A 23,007-nucleotide genomic window follows, 5' to 3' on the forward strand; every position below is an offset into this window, starting at 1 on the left:
CGGTGACGGTAAACCGATGATAACGGCGGGCCTTGCGCCCGCCGCTCTTCACTTAACGCAAAGAGGATTTCATATGGGCTCCATCTTCACTCGCTGGATGGCCATCATGCTGGCAGCCCTGCTGCTGCAGGGTTGCGGTTTTCATATGCGCGGCACCGGCATCCCGGCGGAGTTGATGACCATGAAGGTCGTGGGCGACAACAAGAGCGACTTCTATCGCCTGGTCACCACCCGCCTCAAGGCTGCGGGCGTCACCCTGGCCGACAAGGAGGGCATCCCGGTGCTGACTCTGGGCGGCATCGGCAGCTCCAGCCAGGTTGCCTCGGTCAATGCTCTGGGGGCCGATACCGAGTATGTGCTGGGCTTTAGCACCCGCTTCACCGTCGCAGTACCGGGCAAGCCGACTCAAGTCTTCCCCATCAACTTCAACCGCAGCTTCCTGAACAAGCCGGATGCGGCGCTGGCCTCCTCCCGCGAGCAGGAGCAGCTCAACCGCGAGATGCAGGAGCAGGCAGCCAGCCAGGTGATCCGTCAGTTGAGCCAGGTCAGCTTCTGATGCGGATCTACCCCGAGCAGTTTGGTGAACACCTCAAAGCAGGGCTTCGGCCCTGCTATCTCGTTTTTGGCGACGAGCCACTGCTGCGGCTGGAGGCGCTCGACGCCATCCGCCAGATCGCCCACAAGCAGGGATTCGATGAACGCCACAGCTTCGTGGTCGAGCAGGGACTGGACTGGAATCAGGTCTACGACGCCTGTCAAGCCATGAGCCTCTTCTCCGCCCGCCAGATCATCGAGCTGGAGCTGCCCGCCAAGGTCGACAAGGATCTCGCCGCCCGCATCAGCGAGATCGGCAAACAGCTCCACCCCGACCTGTTGCTGGTGTTGAGCGGTGGTCGTCTCAACCAGACCCAGATGAAGGCGGCCTGGTTCGACAAGCTCTACCAGATCGGCACCTATGTGCCGGTCAACCATCCCGAGCCCAAGTTTTTCCCGCGCTGGATGAATGCCCGTTTCCAGCGTTTCGGTCTCAAGGCGCTGCCGGACGCCATCAACTTCATGTGCCACAGCTATGAGGGCAACCTGCTGGCCGCGAGCCAGGAGATAGAGAAGCTGACCCTGCTCTCGCCGCCCCAGCCCATCAGCGTCGCCTATCTGCAGGAGACCATCATCCGCCACGCCCACTTTACCCCGTTCCAGCTGGTCGATACCCTGCTGGAGGGCAAGGTAAACCGGGCCCAGCGGATCCTGGCAGCCCTGCGTGCCGAGGGCACCGAACCCGGCATGCTGGCCTGGACCCTGTGCCGCGAGCTGGAGCAGCTCACCGAGCTGTCGCTGGCCATGCGCAGTGGCCAACCGCTGGGGGAGCATTTCAGCCGACTGCGCATCTGGCAGAGCCGCCAGCAGCTGATCCAGCAGGCGCTGACCCGGCTCCCCTTCGCCAAGCTGCAGCAGTTGTGGCAACTGATGGCCCGGCTCGATGACGCCCAGCGCCGCTTCGACACCGAGCAGGCCTGGCTGATGCTGCAGACCCTGGCTCTCGGCTTTCGCGATGGCACCCCGTTGCCGCTGGCGATGGAGGAGAGTCCGTGCTGAAGGCTCCTATCAGACCACTGAAGGCTCCTGTCGGCCTGCTGGGGGGGACCTTCGATCCCATCCACATCGGCCACCTGAGACCCGCCATCGAGGCGCGCGATGCCTTGCGGCTCGAAGAGATCCGCCTGATCCCGAACCATATTCCGCCTCACAGGGCACACCCTCTCTGCTCGAGCGAACAGCGTCTGGCCATGGTCAAGCTGGCGGCGGCGGAGAATCGCAGTTTCGTGGTGGATGAACGGGAGCTCAAGCGCGACACCCCCTCCTGGACCATTGATACACTGGTCGAGCTGAGGAACGAGCTGCCCGACACGCCGCTCTGCTTTCTGATGGGGATGGATTCGCTGCTGAGCCTGGCAAGCTGGCATCGCTGGCAGGAGCTGCTCGATTATGCCCATCTGGTGGTGAGTTCACGCCCCGGCTGGCAGCCCGACTATCCCGCGGAGATCGCCGACTTGCTGGCTCGCCACCAGACCACCCGGGTACAGGCACTGCATCAGCGTCTGGCCGGCCATATCTGGCTGGCGGACAACCAGCCCGTCGCGCTGTCGGCTACCCGGCTGCGGGCGCTGCTGGAAGCGGGACAGGATGTCCGCTACCTCCTGCCCGAGTCGGTTGCACACTATATTGATCAACAGGGGCTCTACCGCGCCACCGGCCAGTAAGACCCTGTCGTAATCCCGTCTCAGCCCAATGGGGAAACGGGATTGACCATGATATAATCCGCCGCCCTCACGCCGTACGAGCGCGCCGGAATACAGGAGAGACTCATTGCAAGGCCAAGAACTGCACGCCTTTATCATCGACAAGATCGATGACATGAAAGGCCGCGATATCATCACCCTCGATGTGCGCGGCAAATCCAGCATCACTGATACCATGATCATCTGCTCTGGCAACTCCAACCGTCACGTTTGCGCCATCGCCAGTCATCTGGCCAGCGAAGCCCGCCATGCCGGACTCGATCTGCTGAGCGTGGAAGGCCAGCTGAGCGGCGAATGGGTACTGGTAGACATGGGGTCGGTGATCGTGCACGTGATGCAGGATGAATATCGCGACTTCTACCAACTGGAAAAACTGTGGGGCGGCGCCCCGATCCAGGCGTAACGACCATGAAGATCCAGTTGATTGCGGTGGGCACCAAGATGCCCGCCTGGGTAGAACATGGCTTCGAAGAGTACCGTCGCCGTTTCCCGAAAGACATGCCGTTCGAGCTGGTGGAAATTGGCGCCGGCAAGCGCGGCAAGAATGCCGACATTCCCCGCATCCTGCAAAAAGAGGGGGAGGCCATGCTGGCGGCGGCCGGTCGCTCGCGCATCGTCACCCTGGATATCCCGGGCAAGCCCTGGACCACGGAGCAACTGGCCAGCCAACTCGAGGCGTGGAAGCTGGACGGTCGCGACGTGGCCCTGCTGGTGGGCGGGCCCGAGGGATTGTCGCCCGAATGCAAGGCCGCGGCTGAGCAGAGCTGGTCCCTGTCACCGCTGACTCTGCCCCACCCGCTGGTGCGAGTTCTTGTAGCCGAGAGCCTCTACCGGGCCTGGAGCATTACCACCAATCACCCGTATCACAGGGAGTGATCCATGATGTCGTGGCCGATCGTCCCTGCTGCATTTGCGTACTACAGAGAGTGAACCATGCCGTTCTTGCTGTTATTGCCCCCTATGGAGTTGAGGTAGAGGCATGCTGAAACAACGCATCGAGATGCGCGATCACAGTGCCGAGGGCAATCTGTTCTTCCGGCGCACCCTGGTAGCCTACATCGGCATCATAGTGTTGATGCTGGTGCTGCTGGGCAATCTCTATTACCTGCAGGTAGAGTCCTACGACACCTATCAGACCCGCTCCAATGACAACCGGATCCGGGTCGTGCCGGTGGCGCCGCCCCGCGGCCTCATTTATGACGCCAACGGCGTGTTGCTGGCGGAGAACCGCCCGGTCTACAGCCTGGAAATCGTGCCGGAAGAGACCAAGGATCTGGCGAAGACCGCCGACGACCTCATCGCCCTGCTGAAGCTGCCGGAGGGGACCAAGGAGAAGTTCCTGGCCGAGGTGAAACGTCAGCGCCGCTTCAAGCCGGTGGCGCTGTACGAGAAGCTGACCGAGTATCAGGTCGCCCTCTTCTCGGTCAACCAGCACAACTACCCGGGCGCCAGCATCGAGGCCTACCTCAAGCGCTACTACCCGTTTGGCGATACCCTCACCCATGCCCTCGGCTATGTGGCCAAGATCAACACCCGCGACGTGGAACGCCTCGAAAAGGAGGAGAAGCTCGCCAACTATGCCGCCACCAAGGACATCGGCAAGCAGGGGGTGGAGAAGTACTACGAGGACGATCTGCACGGGGTGGCCGGCTATCAGGAAGTCGAGGTCAATAACCGCGGCCGGGTAGTGCGCACCCTCAAGTTCCAGCCGCCGCTCCCGGGCAAGGACATCTACCTCAACATCGACATCCGGATGCAACTCAAGGCCCAGCAGCTGCTGGGAGGCCAGCGGGGAGCCATCGTCATGATGGATCCTTCCACCGGTGCCATCATCGCCATGGAGTCGAGCCCGAGCTATGACCCCAACCTGTTCGTGACCGGCATCTCCAGCGCCAACTACTCGGCGCTGCTCAACGATCCGGCCCGTCCCCTGGTAAACCGTACCACCCAGGGCATCTATGCCCCCGCCTCCACCGTCAAGCCCATGATGGCGGTGATGGGGCTCAACGAGGGGGCCATCACCCCCAACTATCGCTACTTCGGCGGCCCCAGCTTCTCCATTCCGGGCACCACCAAGAAGTTTCGCGACTGGCGCCGCTGGGGCCATGGCTGGCTCGACGTCTACCGCGCCATCGAGGTGTCGGCGGATACCTACTTCTACGATCTCGCCTACCGGGTCGGCATCGACAAGATCCACGACTACATGACCAAGTTCGGCTTCGGCCGCTACAGTGGCGTCGATCTCTATGAAGAGACCAAGGGTGTCATGCCGTCCCGCGACTGGAAGATGGCGCGCTGGCGCCAGCCCTGGTATCAGGGTGACACCATCTCGGTCGGCATCGGTCAGGGCTACTGGAGCGCCACCCCAATCCAGCTGGCCAAGGCGATCAGCATCCTGACCCAGAACGGTCACGACGTGACGCCTCACCTGTTGAAGCGCCTGACTTCAGCCACAGGCAACGAAGACGCCCCGGTCAACCAGAAGATGGCTCTGCAGGTGAAAAACGACAGCTACTGGAAAGTGGCCCAGGACGGCATGTGGCGCGTCAACCATGGCCGCGAAGGCAGTGGTCGCCTCTCGTTTGCCAAAGCCCCCTACTCCTCGGGTGGCAAGTCGGGTACCGCCCAGGTGGTCGGTCTCAAGGAGAACCAGGTCTATAACATCAAAACCGTCAAGGCCGAGCACCGCGACAACGCGCTGTTCGTCGCCTATGCGCCGTTTGAAGCGCCCAAGGCGGTAGTCGCCCTGGTGCTGGAGAACTCGATTGGTGGCGGCGGTGGTCGAGCCGGTGCGCCTATCGCACGCCAGATGCTGGATGCCTATCTGCTGCCGCCCGACCCCCAGCTGCCGCCGGCACCGGTCAAGCAGCCCCAATCCGAAGAGGTCACCCCTCATGAGTAATTCTGCTCGCCAGCAGAGCATCTGGTACAAGCTGCATATCGACCTGCCGCTGTTTCTCGGCCTGCTGGCCGTGATGGCCCTCTCCATGGTGGTGCTCTACTCCGCCTCAGGTCAGGACATGGACTCCATCGTGCGCCAGCTGGTACGCGGCGGGATCGCCTTCGCCCTGATGATCGCCATGGCCCAGCTGCCCCCTTCCCTCTATGCCCGCTGGTCGGTGCCGCTGTTTGTGGTGGTGGTGCTGTTGCTCATCGCGGTGGACGTGTTCGGCCATATCGGCAAGGGGGCCCAGCGCTGGCTGGATCTCGGCTTTATGAAGTTCCAGCCCTCCGAGGTGATGAAGCTCTCCATGCCCATCATGGTGGCCGCCTGGCTCAGCCGCCACTCGCTGCCCCCCAAGCTCAGCCACGTGGCGATCGCCTTGGTCATGGTGCTGTTGCCGACCCTGCTGATCGCGGCCCAACCCGATCTCGGCACCTCCATCCTGGTGGCCGCCTCCGGTTTCTTCGTCATCTTCCTGGCGGGATTGAGCTGGTGGCTGATCGGGCTGGCGGTGGTGATGGCACTGGCCTTCATGCCGGTGCTCTGGTTCTTCCTGATGCACGAATACCAGCGCCAGCGGGTACTGATGCTGCTCGACCCGGAAAAAGATCCCCTCGGGCGTGGCTATCACATCATCCAGTCCAAGATCGCCATCGGCTCCGGCGGCGTCTTCGGCAAGGGGTGGCTGCAGGGCACCCAGTCCCAGCTCGAATTTCTGCCCGAACGCCACACCGACTTTATCTTCGCGGTATTCAGCGAGGAGTTCGGTCTGGTGGGAGTCGCCCTGCTGCTGGTGCTCTACCTCTATGTCATCAGCCGCTGCCTGTTTATCTCGATGCAGGCCCAGAGCAGCTTCGAGCGTCTGCTTGGCGGCGCCCTGACCCTCACCTTCTTCGTCTATGTATTCGTCAACATGGGCATGGTGAGCGGCATACTGCCGGTGGTGGGGGTTCCTCTGCCGCTGGTGAGTTACGGTGGCACCTCCATGGTGACCCTGATGGCCGGTTTTGGCATACTGATGTCAATTCAGACTCATAGAAGGCTACTCGCCTGATGAGATGGGGTTGGGCACTGCTCTCCCTCTGGGCCATTGCGGCCCAGGCCGGTGTGCCGCAGGAGCGTCTGGCGCAGCTCGCCGAGCAGCAACAGGTACCGCTGGCGGCGCTGCAGGCCGCCGCCAAGGAGGCCAGGCTGCGCCAAGAGGTGCTCGACACCATCAACCGTCCCTGGGAGGCCAAGCCCTGGTATCGCTACCGGCCGCTGTTCGTGACTCAGGAGCGGATTGCCGACGGACTGCGCTTCTGGCAGCGCCATGCCGCCACCCTGAGCCGGGCCGAGCAGACCTACAAGGTGCCTGCGGCGCTCATCGTGGCCATCATAGGGGTCGAGACTTTCTACGGCCGACAGATGGGGCGTCATCCGGTACTGGACAGTCTCTATACCCTGGGTTTTCACTATCCGGCGCGGGCCGACTTCTTCGCCAAGGAGTTTGCCCAGCTGGTGCTGCTGGCCCGGGAAGAGGGCTGGCCGCTGGCGCGCCTCAAGGGCTCCTACGCCGGGGCCATGGGGATGGGGCAGTTCATGCCCTCCAGCTATCGTCACTACGGCGTCGATTTCGACGGTGACGGTAAACGGGATCTGTTTGCCAATCCGGCCGATGCCATCGGCAGCGTGGCCAACTACTTTGCCGAACATCAGTGGCGCTGGGGCGAGTCGGTGGTCGAACCGGCCCAGACCGGTTTGCTGGCGATCGAGCCCCTGCTGAGATCCGAGCCCGAGCTGACACAACAGTGGGCGGAACTGGCGGCGGCAGGCATCGAGCTTGCCACCCCGCCGGCCCCGCAGACGCCGGTCAAGTTGCTGGTGTTCGAACAAGCCGATGGACCGGAATACTGGGTCGCACGGCATAACTTTTATGTGATCACCCGCTACAATCGCAGCCCCCTTTATGCGATGGCGGTGTATCAACTTAGCCAAGCCATTCAGGAAGCGTATGCAACTTCGTCACAAACTCCTCCCGCTCAGCCTGAGCTTGTTGCTGGCCGCCTGTAGCAGCCAGCCGGAACAGAGCGCCCCGGTCGAACCGCAAGCACCGGTCAGCAAACCGCCCGTTATCGAGATACCGCAAGCCACCGGCGCCATTCCGCGCCCCGAGCCCCTGAGTACCAGCGGCAACCGGAACTACTGGATTGGCAAGCAGAAATACGAGGTATGGCGCGACATCAAGCACTACACCGAGGAGGGCACCGCCAGCTGGCTGGCCAAGGATCTGGACGGCAACAAGACCGCCAACGGCGACGTGCTGGACAGCAAGCTGTTCAGCGCCGCCCACCGCAACCTGCCAATCCCGAGCTATGTGCGGGTCACCAATCTGGACAACGGCCTCGAGACCATAGTGCGGGTCAATGACCGCGGTCCATTTGACAGCAGCCGCCTCATCGACCTCTCCTACGCCGCCGCCGAGCAGCTGGACATGGTCCACACTGGCGAGGCCCGTGTGCGGCTTGAACTCATCAGCGACACGCCGGATCAGCGAGTGATCATGGAGCCGATGGCCCCGATGATGCCGGCCGAAACACCTGCAGATACCCAGGTTGCCCCCTCGCCCAAGCCGACCACTCCTGCCGCCACACCGGCCAGCAGCGCCAGCAAGCCGGTTGCGGCCAAACAGGCTCAGCCCCAGGCGGCCAGTGGTCAGGGCAAGATGATCCAGGTGCTGGCCAGCGGCTCCCGGGAGCGAGCCGAGGCGATGGGCAAGGTAATGACCCAGCGCTACGGCGTGCCCTACCGGATCGACACCCATGGTGCCATCTTCCGGGTGCTGATAGGCCCGATCCCGGCCGACCAACAACTGAGCACACTGGAAAAAGTTCGCCAGGGTGGGCTGGAACAGGCGTTCATCGTGCCCTGATCCCCTCCAGATTGTGGGTCTATCTGCCGGCAAACCCGCTCATCACGTCGCTTTGTGGCGTGGTGAACGGGGCCGATGGATAAAAAACCAGAGTTGATCGCCACGTCGGACTATGACCGGCGGGTGCATCTGGTATAGTTAGGCCCGCATTCATTCCCCATCTGGCTCGCAGGAATTTCAAGATGTCCAAATTTGCCCGTTCCGTTATTCTGGCCTCTCTGATAAGCGCCACCGCTCAGGCCAACACGCCTGTCCCTACGCCGAACGCCAACCCTGTGGTCGTTCCCGCCGCGCCGGAAATCTCCGCCAAGGCCCATATTCTCATCGATTACTACTCCGGTCAGGTGCTGGCCGAGCAGAACGCCGAAGAGCGTCTGCCGCCTGCCAGTCTGACCAAGATGATGACCTCCTACATCATTGGCCAGGAGCTGGCCAAGGGGAACATCAAGCGCACCGACATGGTGACCATCAGCCAGAACGCCTGGTCCAAGAACTACGCCGACTCCTCCAAAATGTTCATCGAGGTGGGCAAACAGGTCTCCGTTGATGATCTCAACAAGGGCATCATCATCCAGTCCGGCAACGACGCCTGCGTCGCCATGGCCGAATTCCTGGCGGGCAGCACCGACTCCTTCGCCAGCCTGATGAACAGCTGGGCAGCCAAGCTCGGCATGAATGACAGCCATTTCGTGAACCCCCACGGTCTGGATGCGGAAGGCCACTACAGTACCGCCCATGACATGGCCCGTCTGGGTCAGGCGCTGATCCGCGATCTGCCGGAGGAGTACAAGATCTACTCCCAGAAGTCCTTCGTCTTCAACGGCATCACCCAGCACAACCGCAACCGCCTGCTGTGGGACCAGTCCCTGCAGGTGGATGGCATCAAGACCGGTCACGTCAGCCAGGTGGGCTACAACCTGGTCTCCTCCGCCACCAACAACGAAGGCATGCGCCTGATCGCAGTCGTGCTGGGTGCCAACAGCGAAGCCACCCGCGCCGCCGAGAGCAAGAAGCTGCTCACCTACGGTTTCCGTTTCTTCCAGAGCCTGACCCCGTACAAGGCTGGTACCGAGCTGGTCACCCAGAAGATCTGGATGGGTGACAAGTCCGAGGTAAAACTGGGCGTCGACCAGGATGTCTCCGTGCTGGTGACCCGCGGTCAGGGCAACAACCTCAAAGCTGACTTCCAGCTCGACAGCGAGCTCAAAGCTCCGCTGGCCAAGGGTCAGCGAGTCGGTACCGTGTACCTCAAGCAGGGCGACAAGGAGATCAAGCAGGTTCCGCTGGTTGCTCTGGAAGAGGTGCAGGAAGGCGGTCTGATGAGCCGTTTGTGGGACTATCTGGTACTGCTGGTTTCCAGCTGGTTCAAGTAACAGGGACGCACAATCCTCACCCAACAGCGGCGCCAACAGGCGCCGCTGCTGTCTCTGGCCGTCAGGGCAGTGAATAACCCTGCAAACTGCAGGTTCCGCCACACCCCGATTTGTGGTAAAAAGCAGCACTCCCATTCTTGTCTGACCGCTCCGGGCCTTGATCCTGGCCAGGATCGTGCCCATATAGACAGCAATGGCGGCCCCAAGGGGCCACCGGCAACTAGCCATCCAAGATGAAGTCGTCCCCGTGACGATGCAAAAGGTGAGTAAATGAATACCAAGTTTGATGAACTGCTGGAGTTTCCCTGCAAATTCCCGTTCAAGGTGCTCGGCGTCGCCGATCCGGCGCTGCCGGACATGGTGGTGGAAGTGCTGCAGCAGCACGCCCCCGGTACTTACAGCCCGACCGTCCAGCCCAGCTCCAAGGGTAACTATCACTCGGTCCGAGTGACGGTCACCGCCCAGAGCAAGGAGCACATCGAGGCGATGTATACCGCCCTCGGCAAGATCGAGCTGGTGAAATACGTACTGTAACGTCTCTCTCGCCCCGTTCTGCGGGGCGACTGTTTTTGGCAGTAGCCTGCCGTGAGGAAGCCATGTCATCCCGGATCTCCGCCCAGCCCACGCTTATCGTCAGACATCTGGGCCGTCGTCCCTACCAACCGGTATGGGACGCCATGAAAGCCTTCACCGACAGCCGCACCGGCGAGACCCCGGACGAGTTCTGGGTGGTGGAGCACGATCCCGTCTACACCCAGGGGCAAGCTGGCAAGGCCGAACATCTGCTGAACCCGGGCAATATCCCGGTGGTACAGAGCGATCGCGGCGGCCAGATAACCTATCACGGTCCCGGCCAGCTGGTGCTCTATGTGCTGGTGGATGTGCGCCGTTGCAAGCTGACGGTGCGCGAACTGGTCACCGCGCTGGAGACCGCCATCATCAATACCCTGGCGAAAAGCGACATCACGGCCTATGCCAAAGCGGACGCCCCCGGTGTCTACGTGAAAAACGAGCTCGGCATGGAGGCCAAACTGGCTTCCCTCGGCCTGCGCATCCGCAAGGGGTGCTCGTTTCACGGGCTGGCCCTCAACATCAACATGGACATGACCCCCTTCCTGCACATCAATCCGTGCGGCTACGCGGGCATGGCCATGACCCAGACCAGCGCCCTGGGCGGCCCGCAAAGCGTGGCCGAGGCGCAATCCATTCTGGTGGCCGAACTGGCCAGCCTGATTGGCTATCAGACAATAACAAACACCGAGAGTGAATCATGAGCAAACCCGTTCGTATGGAGCCGGGCGTCAAGCTGCGCGATGGCGACAAGATGGCCCTGATCCCGGTGAAATTCATGCCGGATCCCAACGAAGAACTCCTTCGCAAACCGGATTGGATGCGGATCAAACTGCCCCCCTCCAGCCAGAAGATCGAGCACATCAAGAGCACCCTGCGCAAGAACAAGCTGCACTCGGTCTGTGAAGAGGCCTCCTGCCCCAACCTGGCGGAGTGCTTCAACCACGGCACGGCGACCTTCATGATCATGGGCGCCATCTGCACCCGCCGCTGCCCTTTCTGCGACGTGGCCCACGGCCGTCCGCTCCCGCTGGATCCGGAAGAGCCGAAGAAGCTGGCGCTCACCATCAAGGAGATGAACCTCAAGTACGTGGTGATCACCTCGGTGGACCGCGACGATCTGCGCGACGGCGGAGCCCAGCACTTCGCCGACTGCATCAAGCAGATCCGCGAGCACAGCCCGCAGACCCGCATCGAGATCCTGACCCCTGATTTCCGCGGTCGCATGGAGCAGGCCCTCGAGGTGTTCCGCGAGACCCCGCCGGACGTCTTCAACCACAACCTGGAAACCGCCCCGCGCATGTACCGGGTGGCTCGTCCGGGCGCCGACTACAAGTGGTCGCTGGAGCTGCTGCGCCGCATCAAGGAGATGCACCCGCACGTACCGACCAAGTCCGGTCTGATGATGGGTCTTGGCGAAACCAACGAAGAGATAGTCGAGGTGCTCAAGGATCTGCGCGAGCACGGCGTCAACATGCTGACCCTGGGCCAGTATCTGCAGCCGAGCCGTCACCACCTGCCGGTGAAGCGCTACGTGCCGCCCGCAGAGTTCGACGAGCTGAAAGACGTGGCGATGGAGCTCGGCTTCAGCCACGCCGCCTGCGGTCCCTTCGTGCGTTCCTCCTATCACGCCGATCTGCAGGCCAAGGGAGAAGAGGTCAAGTAACCTCATCCCTTGCCATCAAAAAGAGCGCCACAAGGCGCTCTTTTTATATCCGCTTCTCGACATTACCACTCATCGAACACGCCGCGCTGCCACCAGCGCTGCAGCTGGGCCAACACCCGGGTCTCGCGCACAGTCCACTGCGGACAGGGGCCCGCCAGCTGGGTCTTGTTGATCTGCAGCGCCTCCTCGATGGCGATCCAGCCGGGTGCGAAACCGAGCCGGATCTCGTAGGGCTGGGGCTGTGGGGCCACCAGCGTCTCCCCGATCCGGCAGAGGTAATAGAGGGAGCGTATGCAGTAGGCATCGACCCCCTGCTCCCGGGCCGGCCGGTACTCGCGGGTCTCGCCGAGCAGGGGCCCCACCTCCAGCAGCTCGGCGCCGCACTCCTCTCGCAATTCGCGGGCCAGCGCCACGGCATGGCTCTCACCTGCCTCGACGCCGCCGCCCGGGAACATGAAGTCGCCATTGACCCGGGAGTGCACCAGCAGCAGCTCGTCATCTCGCGCCACCACGGCGCGTACCGTCAGGCGCTCCAGGTTGCTGCCATCGGTCGGCACCTGGCCGTGGACAAAGTCGATGGCAAAGGGGTCGGGCCAACAGGAAGTCTGTGTCTGTAACGTCATCATTGTCTCAAGGCCGGTAGTTGCCTTGCCGGATCTGCTCGACCAGCTCGGCGGCCCGCTTGTCGTAGGCTTCGAGATCGGTCTTGCTCAGGGTGTGATAGATGCCAAAGCGCGCGGTGGAGACCTCGGGAGAGCCTTTGAACGATTCGCTCACCTTGCCCCAGAGGTAGGCCTGCCCATACTGCTTCTGACCCATGTAGAGGGTGCTGAGGGAGGTCAGCAGGCGGCTGTTGACCGCGTCCCCCTGCCGGTAGAGGGAGAGACCGTGCTGCAGGGTGTCGATCGCCTTGGCCGGATCGCTCTTGGCATAGATGCCCCCCAGCGCCAGCTGCAATTCAGGCTCCTCGAGCACCGGCTTGCCCTCGAGCGCCATGAACTGCTGGCGAGCCAGCTCGTTGGTGTTGTTGGTCCAGTGCCAGAGCAGCAGGTAGGGATCCTGGGAGTTGCGGGTCGCCACATCCAGCTGGGCCAGCTGTTCGCCGGCGGCCAGCATGCCTTCCACCCGCGGACTCTTGAGCTCCTTGGCATTCTTGTATTCGATGTTGGTGGAGCGCTCTGCGCACTTGAGGTAACGCTCAAGGTTGCGAATCAGCTCGTATTTGCGGCGATCCGTCTCCTCCTCCTTGAGGTAGAAACGGCTGCGGATGATGTCGGTGCGCTCGTAGCGGCACCAGCCATCGTCCACCAAGTCCTGACACAACTCGGGATGGTTGTTGCAAATGTTGTGGAGCCGATCGTCATTGCAGCCTGCGGCGGCAAACATGATCGGGAGCAGGATGAGTGTTGGGCGCATAGGCAGTTCTGTCATGACTCACATCTGGTTAATTACAATAGGAGCCTGATGCGGCCACCTCCGGCTAGCAAACCGGTTACATATCCATTACAATGCGCGCGCCACTCAAGAGGCCGCGATTGCAGAATAATATAACGAAATATACACCCCTACAGTGATCTGCATTCGACGATTTTCTATTTGCACCAACAACGTGAAATAAAGGATCTGGTTAATGACCCACGAGCACTACTTGCAAGCGTGGCAGGAGAGCCAGGAGCTCGCCGAAGCCATGCAACCCCTGATTGGTCGTCTCTATCGCCAGCAAGGGGTCGAGATCACCGTCTACGGACGTCCGCTACAAAACGCCTCCACCATCGATATCCTCAAGGCCCACAGGGTCGTACGCCGCCACCAGGGCGCTCCTCTCCCCATCCAACAGAGCTTTCCCCTGCTGCAGGTCATCGTGGCCCTGAAACCGACCGTTGCCGAGATCGATCTGGGTAAACTGGCCGTCGGTTACTGGCAGGAACATCAGGATGAGGCGGGCATCGAGGATTATCTGAAAGCCAAACTGGCACCGGCCCTGGGCCGTGGTGAGGTTCCCCAGCCGACGGATGTAGTGCTCTACGGTTTTGGTCGCATCGGCCGCCTGCTGGCCCGCCTGCTGATCGAACGCACCGGCGCCGCCAACTCCCTGCGCCTGCGCGCCATCGTGGTACGCGGCGGTCGTGACGGAGATCTGGAAAAACGCGCCAGCCTGCTGCGCCGCGACTCCGTCCACGGCCCCTTCAACGGCTCCATCGAAGTGGACGTGGAACGCAGCGCCATCATCGCCAACGGCACCTACATCCAGGTGATCTACGCCAATAGCCCGGCCGATATCGATTACACCGCCTACGGCATCCAGAACGCCCTGATCATCGACAACACAGGTGTCTGGCGCGACGAGGCCGGCCTCAGCGAACATCTCAAGGCGCGCGGCGCCAGCAAGGTGCTGCTGACCGCTCCCGGCAAGGGCGAGATGAAGAATGTGGTATTCGGGGTCAACCACGAGGTGATTACCCCGGAAGATCGCATCATCTCCGCCGCTTCCTGCACCACCAACGCCATCACCCCTGTGCTCAAGGTGATGCAGGAGAAATACGGCATCCGCCACGGCCACGTCGAAACGGTGCACTCCTACACCAACGATCAGAACCTGATCGACAACTATCACAAGGGCGAGCGCCGCGGTCGCAGTGCAGCCCTCAACATGGTGATGACCAGCACGGGCGCCGCCAAGGCGGTAGCCAAGGCGCTGCCCGAGCTCAAGGGCAAGCTGACCGGCAACGCCATCCGGGTGCCGACCCCCAACGTGTCGCTGGCCATTATCAACCTGTCCCTGGAGCAGGCCACCGATCGGGAGAGCCTCAACGCCTATCTGCAACAGATGTCGCTGAGCTCGGCCCTGCATCGCCAGATTGACTTCAGCGCCAGCACCGAACTGGTCTCCTCCGACATGGTGGGTTCCCGCTTCGCCGGCATCGTGGACTCCCAGGCCACCATCGCCGAAGGGGATCACTGCGTGCTCTACGTGTGGTATGACAACGAGTTCGGATACAGTTGTCAGGTAGTGCGGGTGATGGAGCAGATGGCCGGCGTAGTCCGCCAGGATCTACCGATATAGTCCGCCAGGATCTGCCCGCCTAAGCCCGGGTTCATGGCTCAATTTCAAGGAGAGGCCGGATGTCGTATCAACAAGGTGAGTTTCAACAAGCAATCAGGCAGATGCCCAAAGAGGTGTACGAGCGGCTCAAGACCGCGGTCGAGCTTGGCAAGTGGCCAGATGGCAAGCCCCTCACCGACGAGCAGAAGGCCACCTCCCTGCAGGCCGTGATGGCCTGGCAGGCGATGCACCTTGAAAATCCCGAGCACATGAACATTGGCCGTGACGGCGAGATCGTGATGAAGAGTAAGAGCGAGCTCAAGCGCCAGTACCGCGACGAGGAAGAGATAGTCCGTATCGAGATCAGCCACTGAGCGAGCTCACGCATCGCGGTGACGAAACGAAAGAGGGGAGCCATATTGGCTCCCCTCTTTTTTATCTGCGCCTCACCATCAGGGGGTCAGCTCCCCGCGCAGGGATTGCTGCATCAGCTCGCGAATGCGGTGGGAGGGCAAGCCCTGGCTCAGCAGGAAGTGCAGCTTGGTCAGTGCCGCCTCGGCGGTCATGTCGAAGCCCGAGATGACCCCAGCGCGGGAGAGGGCGTTGCCGGTGGCATAGCCGCCCATGTTGACCTTGCCGTGCAGACACTGGCTCAGGTTGACGATGATGACACCGCGAGCCGAGGCCTCGGAGAGCAGCGCCAGCATGGTCGGATTCTGCGGTGCATTGCCGACCCCGAAGGAGAGCAGGATCAGCGCCTTCACCGGCTGCTGCAGGATGTTGGCGATCACCTCGCTGGAGATCCCGGGATAGAGGGTCACCACGCCGATGGGCTGGGGGGTGATGTCGTGCAGCACCAGGGGCTGATCGGACGGTACCCCCAGCTCGCCTGCCTCCAGGGAGATGGCGATGCCGGCATTGAGCAGCGGCGGATAGTTCGGCGAGTCGAAGGCGTGGAAGCCGTCCGCATGCACCTTCTTGCTGCGATTGCCGCGATAGAGCTGGTTGTTGAAAAAGAGCGTCACTTCGTGGATCGGGTAGTTGGCCGCGATATAGAGGGCGTTAAGCAGGTTCTGCTGACCGTCGGAACGCAGCTCGGCGAGCGGGATCTGGGAGCCGGTGATGATGACCGGCTTGTGCAGATCTTCGAGCATGAAGGATAGCGCCGAGGCGGTGAACGACATGGTGTCGGTACCGTGCAGGATGACGAAACCGTCGTATTTCTCGTAGTTGTCGCGAATGTCCTCGGCGATGCGCTGCCAGTCCGCCGGGGTCATGTCGGAGGAGTCGATGAGGGGATCATATTCGTGAATATGGTAATCGGGCATCTCGGGCCGATGAAACTCGGGCATCCGCGCCAGACAATCTTCCATAAAGCCCGCCATCGGCACATAGCCGTGGTCGGAACGCTGCATCCCAATGGTGCCGCCTGTGTAGGCGATGTAGATGGACTTCTTCACACCCTCTCCTCTTGGTTGGCCGGATCAGTGGGCCGGAAACCGGCGGATTATATAGGGATAGCCCCTCTTCTTCACACCCCATCCGTCGCATCTTGTGATACCTGCCCAAGCACGATGGGGCGGCAAGGTGTGCCATATCCATTGTTATCCCTCAGTCAAACACACTGTTTTTCCCACGCCCGGGCTGGGTTTGACGGGCAGCAGGAGCCAACCATTTCGAACCTCAACACGCCCTACCCCATAGGTATTAAATCTCGAAAAAAGAACAAATAATGGTCAATAAGGCATGAAATATGGAATTAATAGGTGTTTTTTGCTACAGTCCGCCGGATTTTACCAAAATCTCATCTGGATGCCTGAGCATGTCAGGCCCGCACTGGCTCCATCTTCATGGAGCGGGGAACCTTTCCCCTTCTTTGCTGGCACGTTCGCCGCACTGTTTTTATCCCGGCTGAATCTGTGAGTCTTCACCACCGAAAGACACAGCCAATCAACATGGGAGTACTGAATGCTACAACTTGATTCCTACGCCACTCTTGTCGCCGCCACCCTGGTGTTGCTGCTTGGTCGTCTGCTGGTTACCCGCGTCGGGCTGCTGCGCACCTTCAACATCCCCAAACCGGTTGCCGGCGGCCTGGTGGTCGCGCTGGTACTGCTGTTGCTGCGCTCCACCCTGCAGATGGAGTTGCAATTCGACACCAGCCTGCAAACCCCGCTGATGCTGGCCTTCTTCGCCTCCATCGGCCTCTCCGCCGATCTGGGCAGCCTCAAGCGCGGCGGCAAGGCGGTGGTCACCTTCCTGATGGTGGTCACCGGCCTGCTGCTGGTACAAAACAGCCTGGGGGTGGGCCTGGCCACTCTGCTCGGTCTGGATCCCCACATGGGGCTGCTGGCCGGCTCCATCACCCTCTCCGGCGGCCACGGCACCGGAGCGGCCTGGAGCGCTACCTTCTCCGACAAGTACGGCGTGCAGTCTGCTGCCGAACTCGCCATCGCCTGCGCCACCTTCGGTCTGGTGCTGGGTGGCCTGATCGGCGGCCCGGTGGCCCGCTATCTGGTGAAGAAGGTGCAGGTGCCGGGCGAAGAGCACAACCAGGATGACGCGCCCCAGGGCTTCGAGATGCCCGACATGGAGCGCCCGCTCACCCCGTTCAGCGTGATTGAGACCCTGGCGCTCATCGCCATTAGCTTGAAAGGGGGCGAGCTGCTCTCCCTCTACCTCAAGGGCAGTGTCCTCGAGCTGCCGATCTTCGTCTGCGTGCTGTTCGTCGGCGTACTGCTGCGCAACGCCCTGACCCTGCTCAACTGGCATGAGGTGAGTGACCGCGAAGTCTCCCTGCTCGGCAACATCAGCCTGTCGCTGTTCCTGGCGATGGCGCTGATGAGCCTGAAGCTGTGGGATCTGGCCAGCCTGGCGCTGCCCATCTTCATCCTGCTGGCCGCCCAGACAGTGGCGATGGCGCTCTACGCCGTCTTCGTCACCTTCCGGGTCATGGGCAAAAACTACGATGCGGCCGTGCTGGCGGCGGGTCACTGCGGCTTTGGCCTGGGGGCGACTCCGACGGCCATTGCCAACATGCAGGCCATCACCCTGCGCTTCGGCCCTTCTCACCTGGCGTTTCTGGTGGTGCCCATGGTGGGGGCCTTCTTCATCGACATCATCAACGCCATGGTGATCAAGCTGTTTATGGCGCTGCCCTTCCTGTAAGCCCGACCAGACAGAACCATGATGACAAGAGCCCACCACAAGGTGGGCTCTCTGTTTTGGGCATCAATCTGCTTGGCAAAGTGCTGACCAAAGGCCAGATATGCTGTCCCCTGGCACATGGGAGTTAAGCGCAGGTTGCCGTTTCCCCCCTACTTCCCCTTTCCCAACCGCTGCGACCACGATAACGACCAATAAAAAGCCCCGCGATCATCGATCGCGGGGCTCGGTTGCAACGGGTCTGCCTGATTACAGGATAAAGGTCGCGACCTGCTGGTTCAGGTCGGTTGCCCGTCCCTTGAGTCCGGCGGCCTGATCTAGATCCCGCATGGCGGCGGCGGTGATCTCGTCGCTCACATCCTTGATGGCGGTGGTGTTCTGGGTGATCTCGCCGGTCACCTGGGTCTGCTCCTCGGCGGCAGTGGCAATCTGGCCCGCCATGTCGGAGATGAGGGAGACGGCCTGGGTGATCTCTTCGAGCGCGGCAGCGGCGGCATCGGCATCCTGCACGCTGTTGTCGGCCAGCCCCTGGCTGGTCTGCATCAGGCTCACGGCACGGGAGGTGGTCTGCTGCAGCGTCTCTATGGTGGACTGGATCTCCTGGGTGGAGTCCTGGGTACGGCGCGACAGCACCCGCACCTCGTCCGCCACCACGGCGAAACCGCGACCCTGTTCACCGGCACGGGCCGCTTCGATGGCGGCATTGAGCGCCAGCAGGTTGGTCTGCTCGGCAATCCCCTGAATGGTGGAGAGGATGCCAGAGATGGCCTGGGCGTGACGACTCAGCTCGCCGATCACCTCGGTCGCCTGACCCACTTCATCGGCCAGACCGTTGATGGATTGACGAGTCTTGTTGACCAGCATCTTGCCCTGCTCACTGCTCTGGGCCGACTGCTGGGCCGCAGCGGCGGTGCTCTCGGCGTTGTTGGCGATCTCCTGGGTGGCGCTCGCCATCTCGGTGACCGCGGTGGCGACCATGGTCACCTCCTGCTGCTGGCGCTGCAACTCTTCAACCGCCGCCTGGTTGGTCACTAGGCTGCGCTCGGCATCGGCGTCCAGCTCGCTGGCCAGCTTGCGGATATTGCCGATCAGCTGGTGCTGACTGCCCACGAAGCGGTTGAAGCTGTTGGCCAGCTGACCCACTTCGTCATTGGTGTCGATCTTAATGCGCTGGGTAAGATCGCCGTTACCGTCGGCGATGCGAGCCAGTGCATGGGAAACCTTGGTGAGGGGGCCGAGCAGCAGGCTGACCAACCAGGAGATGGCGAGGATGCTGCCCACCAGCACCAGCAGGGCCAGGCCGAGCTGGGTCATCAACAGGGAGGAGAGCGGCGCCTCCAGGGTCGCTTTGTCCAGCACCAATACCAGCTCCCAGTCGGTGTCCGGAATGTCCACCGCCCACAGCAGCTTGTCGCGTCCTTCGCCGTCGAAGTAGGCCGGCACCAGCTCGTGGCTGGCCTTGCTCTGCTCAATCAGGGCGTTGGTCAGATCGTTGTCGATCTCGGTGGCCGGCTTCATCGCCTTGGCGGCATCCTTGTAGGCGATGACGGTGCCATCCTTGTGCATCATGACGGCGAAACCGTCGGCCGGCAGAGTCATCTTGGTGACGTCTTCCACCAGAGAGGCGATGGAGAGATCGCCGCCAACCACACCGCCCTGGGCCGGTTGGGCCAGGGTCACCACCAGGATGTTGTAGGCCACGTCCAGATAGGGTTTGGTGACGATCATGCCCCCCTTGGCCATGGCCTCCTGATACCAGCCACGGGAGCGGGGATCATAACCGTCACGGTTGATGGATGGGTCAGAGTCATTCATCTTGCCACTGCTCTCGCCAAAATAGGTGAGCTGGAAGCGGCCGGATACCTGTGCCTGCTGCAGGGCATTAAGGGGCTCGGCGCCAGCCTTGTTGCCAAGGGCCTGCACTACATCGCGACGGGCAGCCAGCCAGTCGCTGATCCGTTCAGCCTGCTGGTTGCCCAGACGCTGTACCTGCTCCTGACTACCTTGCAACAGCAGCGACTTCTGGCTGCTGTAGCCTTGCCAGGAGAGCAAGGTGATCACCAGCGAGAGGGCGATCACCACCGATAACAGTATCTTTTGCTTGAGTGATAGATTTTTCATCATGGTTCTTCTTATGAGATCAGGAACAGGATTTCCCAAAAAGTGCATGGCACCCGTATGTTATAGCGACGTTATTAGCCAGAACTGAACCCTTATTCAGGGTTGCGGGCGGTATTTTCTACTGGAGTGGGGAAAACTGCACCAGAAATTGCCTACAGGGCACGCACAAGGACAGGCGGCCCTGTTTATTCCTTCCACAATTGGCTAGAATGACCCGTTTTCAAATCACATCGATCCTGAGAGTTTTCACGATGTTCGAAGTTAATCCTGTATTGAACAAACTTAAGGAGCTGTCTGAGCGGACCGAGCTTCTTAGGGGGTACCTTTGACTATGACGCCAAGAAAGAGCGTCTGGAAGAGGTAAACGCCGAGCTGGAACAGCCCGACGTCTGGAATGAGCCGGAGCGCGCACAGGCGCTCGGCAAGGAGCGCGTCGCGCTGGAAAACGTGGTTGGCACCATCGATACCCTGACTCAGGGCGTGGAAGATGTCGAGATGCTGGTAAGCCTGGCCGTGGAAGGGGAAGACGAAGAGACCTTCCTTGAGGCCATCGTCGAAGCCGAGCAACTGGAAGCCAAGCTGGTGGAGCTGGAGTTCCGCCGCATGTTCTCCGGCCAGCACGACGGTTCCGACTGCTATATCGACATTCAATCCGGCTCCGGTGGTACCGAAGCACAGGATTGGGCCAACATGGTGCTGCGCATGTACCTGCGCTGGGGCGATGCCCACGGCTACAAGCCGGAGCTCATCGAATGCTCCGAGGGTGACGTGGCCGGCATCAAGTCCGCCACCATCAAGTTCACCGGCGAATACGCCTTCGGCTGGCTGCGCACCGAAACCGGCGTGCACCGTCTGGTTCGCAAATCCCCGTTCGATTCCGGTGGCCGTCGCCACACCTCGTTCTGCTCCGTGTTCGTCTATCCCGAGATCGACGACGATATCGAAATCGATATCAACCCGGCCGATCTGCGTATCGACGTCTACCGCGCCTCCGGTGCCGGCGGTCAGCACGTTAACCGGACTGAATCCGCGGTGCGTATCACCCACGTCCCGACCGGTGTCGTGGTACAGTGCCAGAACGACCGTTCCCAGCACAAAAACAAAGATCAGTGTATGAAGCAGCTGAAAGCCAAGCTCTACGAGCTGGAAATTCAGAAGCAAAACGCTGAGAAACAAGCCCTGGAAGAGACCAAGTCCGATATCGGTTGGGGCAGCCAGATCCGCTCTTACGTGCTGGATGACTCCCGTATCAAGGATCTGCGCACCGGCGTCGAAACCCGTAATACCCAATCGGTGCTCGACGGTGACTTGGACAAGTTTATCGAAGCCAGCCTGAAATCAGGTCTGTAAACAAGCAGGAATCACCATGTCTGAACAAACCACTACTCCGGAAGTCGACCAAACTCTCGAACTCAACAATGAGATGACAGAGCGTCGTTCCAAGCTGGCCGCCCTGCGCGCCCAGGGCAATCCCTTCCCCAACGACTTTCGTCGTGACAGCCTCTCCGGCGATCTGCAGGCAGAGTTTGGCGACAAAAGCGCCGAGGAGCTGACAGCCTTGGGTAAACGGGTGAAGATTGCCGGTCGTATCATGACCCGCCGGATCATGGGCAAGGCATCCTTCGCGACCCTGCAGGACATGGCTGGCAAGATCCAGGTCTATGTGACTCGTGACGACCTGCCGGAAGGCTTCTACAACGAGCAGTTCAAGAAGTGGGATCTGGGTGACATCGTCGGTGTCGAAGGCACCCTGTTCAAGACCCAGACCGGCGAGCTGTCCGTGCACGTCTCCGACATCCGCCTGCTGACCAAGGCACTGCGCCCGCTGCCCGAGAAGCACAAGGGTCTGACCGACCAGGAAGCCCGCTGCCGTCAGCGTTACCTGGATCTGATCGCCAACGAAGAGTCCCGCAAGACCTTCGTGACCCGTACCAAGGTGGTGGCCGGTATCCGCAAGTTCCTGAACGACAAGCGCTTCATGGAAGTGGAAACCCCCATGATGCAGGTCATCCCGGGTGGCGCCTCTGCCCGTCCGTTCATCACCCACCACAACGCGCTGGACATCGACATGTACCTGCGTATCGCTCCGGAACTCTATCTGAAGCGTCTGGTGGTCGGTGGCTTCGAGCGTGTCTACGAGATCAACCGCAACTTCCGTAACGAAGGTATCTCCGTTCGCCATAACCCCGAGTTCACCATGCTCGAGTTCTATATGGCCTACGCCGACTACATCGATCTGATGGACCTCACCGAAGAGATGCTGCGCACCCTGGCGCAAGACATTCTGGGCGACACCAAGATCCGTTACGCCAAAGAGGGCGAAGAGGGCCTGACCATCGATTTCGGTCAGCCGTTCCAGCGTCTCTCCATGGTTGACTCCATCCTGAAGTACAACCCGGATGTGACCCGCGACGATCTGGCGACCCTGGAGAAGGCCACCGCCGTCGCCAAGCGCCTGCACATCGAGCTGATGAAGAGCTGGGAGCTGGGTCATGTGATCACCGCGATCTTCGAAGAGACCGTGGAGCACATGCTGCTGCAGCCGACCTTCATCACCGAGTACCCGGCCGCCGTCTCTCCGCTGGCCCGTCGCAACGACCAGAACCCGGACGTCACCGACCGCTTCGAATTCTTCATCGGCGGCCGCGAGCTGGCCAACGGCTTCTCCGAGCTGAACGATGCGGAAGATCAGGCCGAGCGCTTCCAGGCTCAGGTTGACCAGAAAGCCGCCGGCGATGACGAAGCCATGTTCTACGACGCCGACTTCGTGACTGCGCTGGAACACGGTCTGCCGCCGACTGCCGGTCAGGGTATCGGTATCGACCGTCTGGTGATGCTGTTCACCAACAGCCACACCATCCGCGACGTCATCCTGTTCCCGGCTCTGCGTCCACAAAAGTAAGCGCCGCAGACATAA

General features: G+C 61.4%; 22 protein-coding genes. 18 read left to right on the top strand and 4 right to left on the bottom strand.

Annotation, left to right across the window (positions count from 1 at the left end):
* The first annotated feature begins 73 nt into the window (after window positions 1–73).
* The 13 genes from lptE (at window position 74) to lipA (ending at window position 11,761) form a co-directional block, all read left to right on the top strand.
* Window positions 74–556, top strand: coding sequence for an LPS assembly lipoprotein LptE (gene lptE, locus ACB028_RS02975; protein ID WP_042025723.1), 483 nt, complete (start codon window positions 74–76; stop codon window positions 554–556).
* On the top strand, window positions 556–1,593 hold the full coding sequence (gene holA / locus ACB028_RS02980; RefSeq protein ID WP_371143457.1) for a DNA polymerase III subunit delta: 1,038 nt from the start codon (window positions 556–558) through the stop codon (window positions 1,591–1,593). Before lptE ends, holA begins: the two co-directional genes overlap by 1 nt.
* Complete coding sequence (gene nadD, locus ACB028_RS02985; protein WP_234923309.1) at window positions 1,590–2,258, top strand: nicotinate-nucleotide adenylyltransferase; 669 nt, start codon at window positions 1,590–1,592, stop codon at window positions 2,256–2,258. Before holA ends, nadD begins: the two co-directional genes overlap by 4 nt.
* A 106-nt stretch (window positions 2,259–2,364) precedes the next feature.
* Complete coding sequence (gene rsfS, locus ACB028_RS02990) at window positions 2,365–2,700, top strand: ribosome silencing factor (protein ID WP_201976818.1); 336 nt, start codon at window positions 2,365–2,367, stop codon at window positions 2,698–2,700.
* Between the two features lie 5 nt (window positions 2,701–2,705).
* Window positions 2,706–3,173: a 23S rRNA (pseudouridine(1915)-N(3))-methyltransferase RlmH gene (gene rlmH / locus ACB028_RS02995; protein ID WP_026456715.1), complete on the top strand. Its 468-nt coding sequence runs from the start codon at window positions 2,706–2,708 to the stop codon at window positions 3,171–3,173.
* Window positions 3,174–3,276: 103 nt separating this feature from the next.
* Complete coding sequence (gene mrdA, locus ACB028_RS03000; protein ID WP_371143458.1) at window positions 3,277–5,199, top strand: penicillin-binding protein 2; 1,923 nt, start codon at window positions 3,277–3,279, stop codon at window positions 5,197–5,199.
* On the top strand, window positions 5,192–6,295 hold the full coding sequence (rodA, locus tag ACB028_RS03005) for a rod shape-determining protein RodA (protein ID WP_042025730.1): 1,104 nt from the start codon (window positions 5,192–5,194) through the stop codon (window positions 6,293–6,295). Before mrdA ends, rodA begins: the two co-directional genes overlap by 8 nt.
* Window positions 6,295–7,293: a lytic murein transglycosylase B gene (mltB, locus tag ACB028_RS03010; RefSeq protein ID WP_371143459.1), complete on the top strand. Its 999-nt coding sequence runs from the start codon at window positions 6,295–6,297 to the stop codon at window positions 7,291–7,293. Before rodA ends, mltB begins: the two co-directional genes overlap by 1 nt.
* Window positions 7,235–8,152, top strand: a complete 918-nt coding sequence (locus tag ACB028_RS03015) for a septal ring lytic transglycosylase RlpA family protein (RefSeq protein ID WP_371143460.1) — start codon at window positions 7,235–7,237, stop codon at window positions 8,150–8,152. Before mltB ends, ACB028_RS03015 begins: the two co-directional genes overlap by 59 nt.
* Window positions 8,153–8,334: 182 nt before the next feature.
* Window positions 8,335–9,525, top strand: a complete 1,191-nt coding sequence (locus ACB028_RS03020; protein ID WP_371143461.1) for a serine hydrolase — start codon at window positions 8,335–8,337, stop codon at window positions 9,523–9,525.
* Window positions 9,526–9,795: 270 nt separating this feature from the next.
* A complete protein-coding gene (gene ybeD, locus ACB028_RS03025; RefSeq protein ID WP_026457356.1) occupies window positions 9,796–10,059 on the top strand; it encodes a DUF493 family protein YbeD in 264 nt (87 codons plus the stop codon).
* 62 nt (window positions 10,060–10,121) lie between these two features.
* Complete coding sequence (gene lipB / locus ACB028_RS03030) at window positions 10,122–10,799, top strand: lipoyl(octanoyl) transferase LipB (RefSeq protein WP_201976813.1); 678 nt, start codon at window positions 10,122–10,124, stop codon at window positions 10,797–10,799.
* The gene (lipA, locus tag ACB028_RS03035; RefSeq protein WP_042025734.1) at window positions 10,796–11,761 is read left to right on the top strand and encodes a lipoyl synthase; all 966 of its coding nucleotides are present in this window, start codon (window positions 10,796–10,798) and stop codon (window positions 11,759–11,761) included. The genes lipB and lipA overlap by 4 nt, the downstream gene beginning before the upstream one ends.
* A gap of 62 nt (window positions 11,762–11,823) precedes the next feature.
* Here lipA and ACB028_RS03040 read toward each other — a convergent pair whose 3' ends face one another.
* Window positions 11,824–12,384 (bottom strand): NUDIX domain-containing protein, encoded by a 561-nt coding sequence (locus ACB028_RS03040; protein WP_371143462.1) that lies wholly within the window; start codon window positions 12,382–12,384, stop codon window positions 11,824–11,826.
* 7 nt (window positions 12,385–12,391) lie between these two features.
* Window positions 12,392–13,192 carry a DUF2989 domain-containing protein gene (locus ACB028_RS03045; protein WP_201976811.1) on the bottom strand — a complete coding sequence of 267 codons (801 nt, stop codon included), beginning with the start codon at window positions 13,190–13,192 and terminating at the stop codon, window positions 12,392–12,394.
* Between the two features lie 199 nt (window positions 13,193–13,391).
* On the opposite strand from ACB028_RS03045, the gene ACB028_RS03050 reads away from it, so the two are divergent.
* Both ACB028_RS03050 and ACB028_RS03055 read left to right on the top strand, forming a co-directional pair.
* On the top strand, window positions 13,392–14,825 hold the full coding sequence (locus ACB028_RS03050; RefSeq protein WP_201976810.1) for a glyceraldehyde-3-phosphate dehydrogenase: 1,434 nt from the start codon (window positions 13,392–13,394) through the stop codon (window positions 14,823–14,825).
* 59 nt (window positions 14,826–14,884) lie between these two features.
* Window positions 14,885–15,178 (top strand): YeaC family protein, encoded by a 294-nt coding sequence (locus ACB028_RS03055; protein WP_124239221.1) that lies wholly within the window; start codon window positions 14,885–14,887, stop codon window positions 15,176–15,178.
* A gap of 78 nt (window positions 15,179–15,256) precedes the next feature.
* Here ACB028_RS03055 and ansA read toward each other — a convergent pair whose 3' ends face one another.
* Window positions 15,257–16,264, bottom strand: a complete 1,008-nt coding sequence (gene ansA, locus ACB028_RS03060) for an asparaginase (protein WP_042025741.1) — start codon at window positions 16,262–16,264, stop codon at window positions 15,257–15,259.
* A 508-nt stretch (window positions 16,265–16,772) separates the two neighbouring features.
* On the opposite strand from ansA, the gene gltS reads away from it, so the two are divergent.
* A complete protein-coding gene (gene gltS / locus ACB028_RS03065; RefSeq protein WP_026457592.1) occupies window positions 16,773–17,972 on the top strand; it encodes a sodium/glutamate symporter in 1,200 nt (399 codons plus the stop codon).
* A 246-nt stretch (window positions 17,973–18,218) separates the two neighbouring features.
* Here the strand turns inward: gltS and ACB028_RS03070 are convergent, their stop codons facing one another.
* On the bottom strand, window positions 18,219–20,090 hold the full coding sequence (locus tag ACB028_RS03070; protein WP_371143497.1) for a methyl-accepting chemotaxis protein: 1,872 nt from the start codon (window positions 20,088–20,090) through the stop codon (window positions 18,219–18,221).
* Window positions 20,091–20,341: 251 nt separating this feature from the next.
* Here ACB028_RS03070 and prfB point away from each other — a divergent pair.
* Together prfB and lysS are read left to right on the top strand one after the other, a co-directional pair.
* Window positions 20,342–21,440, top strand: a protein-coding gene (prfB, locus tag ACB028_RS03075; protein WP_371143463.1) for a peptide chain release factor 2 whose coding sequence is annotated in 2 segments (ribosomal slippage) — window positions 20,342–20,416 and window positions 20,418–21,440 — 1,098 coding nt in all. Because the reading frame shifts where the segments join, the coding sequence is not laid out codon by codon here.
* A 16-nt stretch (window positions 21,441–21,456) separates the two neighbouring features.
* The gene (lysS, locus tag ACB028_RS03080; RefSeq protein ID WP_042025745.1) at window positions 21,457–22,992 is read left to right on the top strand and encodes a lysine--tRNA ligase; all 1,536 of its coding nucleotides are present in this window, start codon (window positions 21,457–21,459) and stop codon (window positions 22,990–22,992) included.
* Window positions 22,993–23,007: the final 15 nt, after the last annotated feature.

The sequence above is a fragment of the Aeromonas sp. S9(2024) genome (genome assembly GCF_041403185.1).
Lineage (GTDB): Bacteria > Pseudomonadota > Gammaproteobacteria > Enterobacterales > Aeromonadaceae > Aeromonas > Aeromonas enteropelogenes.

Bases quoted from the DNA above. Each gene is read 5' to 3' on its own strand.
- lptE (WP_042025723.1), top strand. From the start codon at position 74: ATGGGCTCCATCTTCACTCGCTGGATGGCCATCATGCTGGCAGCCCTG.
- ACB028_RS03050 (WP_201976810.1), top strand. From the start codon at position 13,392: ATGACCCACGAGCACTACTTGCAAGCGTGGCAGGAGAGCCAGGAGCTC.
- ybeD (WP_026457356.1), top strand. From the start codon at position 9,796: ATGAATACCAAGTTTGATGAACTGCTGGAGTTTCCCTGCAAATTCCCG.
- lipB (WP_201976813.1), top strand. From the start codon at position 10,122: ATGTCATCCCGGATCTCCGCCCAGCCCACGCTTATCGTCAGACATCTG.
- rodA (WP_042025730.1), top strand. From the start codon at position 5,192: ATGAGTAATTCTGCTCGCCAGCAGAGCATCTGGTACAAGCTGCATATC.
- mrdA (WP_371143458.1), top strand. From the start codon at position 3,277: ATGCTGAAACAACGCATCGAGATGCGCGATCACAGTGCCGAGGGCAAT.
- ACB028_RS03070 (WP_371143497.1), bottom strand. From the start codon at position 20,090: ATGAAAAATCTATCACTCAAGCAAAAGATACTGTTATCGGTGGTGATC.
- ACB028_RS03040 (WP_371143462.1), bottom strand. From the start codon at position 12,384: ATGACGTTACAGACACAGACTTCCTGTTGGCCCGACCCCTTTGCCATC.
- ACB028_RS03055 (WP_124239221.1), top strand. From the start codon at position 14,885: ATGTCGTATCAACAAGGTGAGTTTCAACAAGCAATCAGGCAGATGCCC.
- ACB028_RS03015 (WP_371143460.1), top strand. From the start codon at position 7,235: ATGCAACTTCGTCACAAACTCCTCCCGCTCAGCCTGAGCTTGTTGCTG.
- lipA (WP_042025734.1), top strand. From the start codon at position 10,796: ATGAGCAAACCCGTTCGTATGGAGCCGGGCGTCAAGCTGCGCGATGGC.
- ACB028_RS03020 (WP_371143461.1), top strand. From the start codon at position 8,335: ATGTCCAAATTTGCCCGTTCCGTTATTCTGGCCTCTCTGATAAGCGCC.
- mltB (WP_371143459.1), top strand. From the start codon at position 6,295: ATGAGATGGGGTTGGGCACTGCTCTCCCTCTGGGCCATTGCGGCCCAG.
- rlmH (WP_026456715.1), top strand. From the start codon at position 2,706: ATGAAGATCCAGTTGATTGCGGTGGGCACCAAGATGCCCGCCTGGGTA.
- ACB028_RS03045 (WP_201976811.1), bottom strand. From the start codon at position 13,192: ATGACAGAACTGCCTATGCGCCCAACACTCATCCTGCTCCCGATCATG.
- gltS (WP_026457592.1), top strand. From the start codon at position 16,773: ATGCTACAACTTGATTCCTACGCCACTCTTGTCGCCGCCACCCTGGTG.
- lysS (WP_042025745.1), top strand. From the start codon at position 21,457: ATGTCTGAACAAACCACTACTCCGGAAGTCGACCAAACTCTCGAACTC.
- holA (WP_371143457.1), top strand. From the start codon at position 556: ATGCGGATCTACCCCGAGCAGTTTGGTGAACACCTCAAAGCAGGGCTT.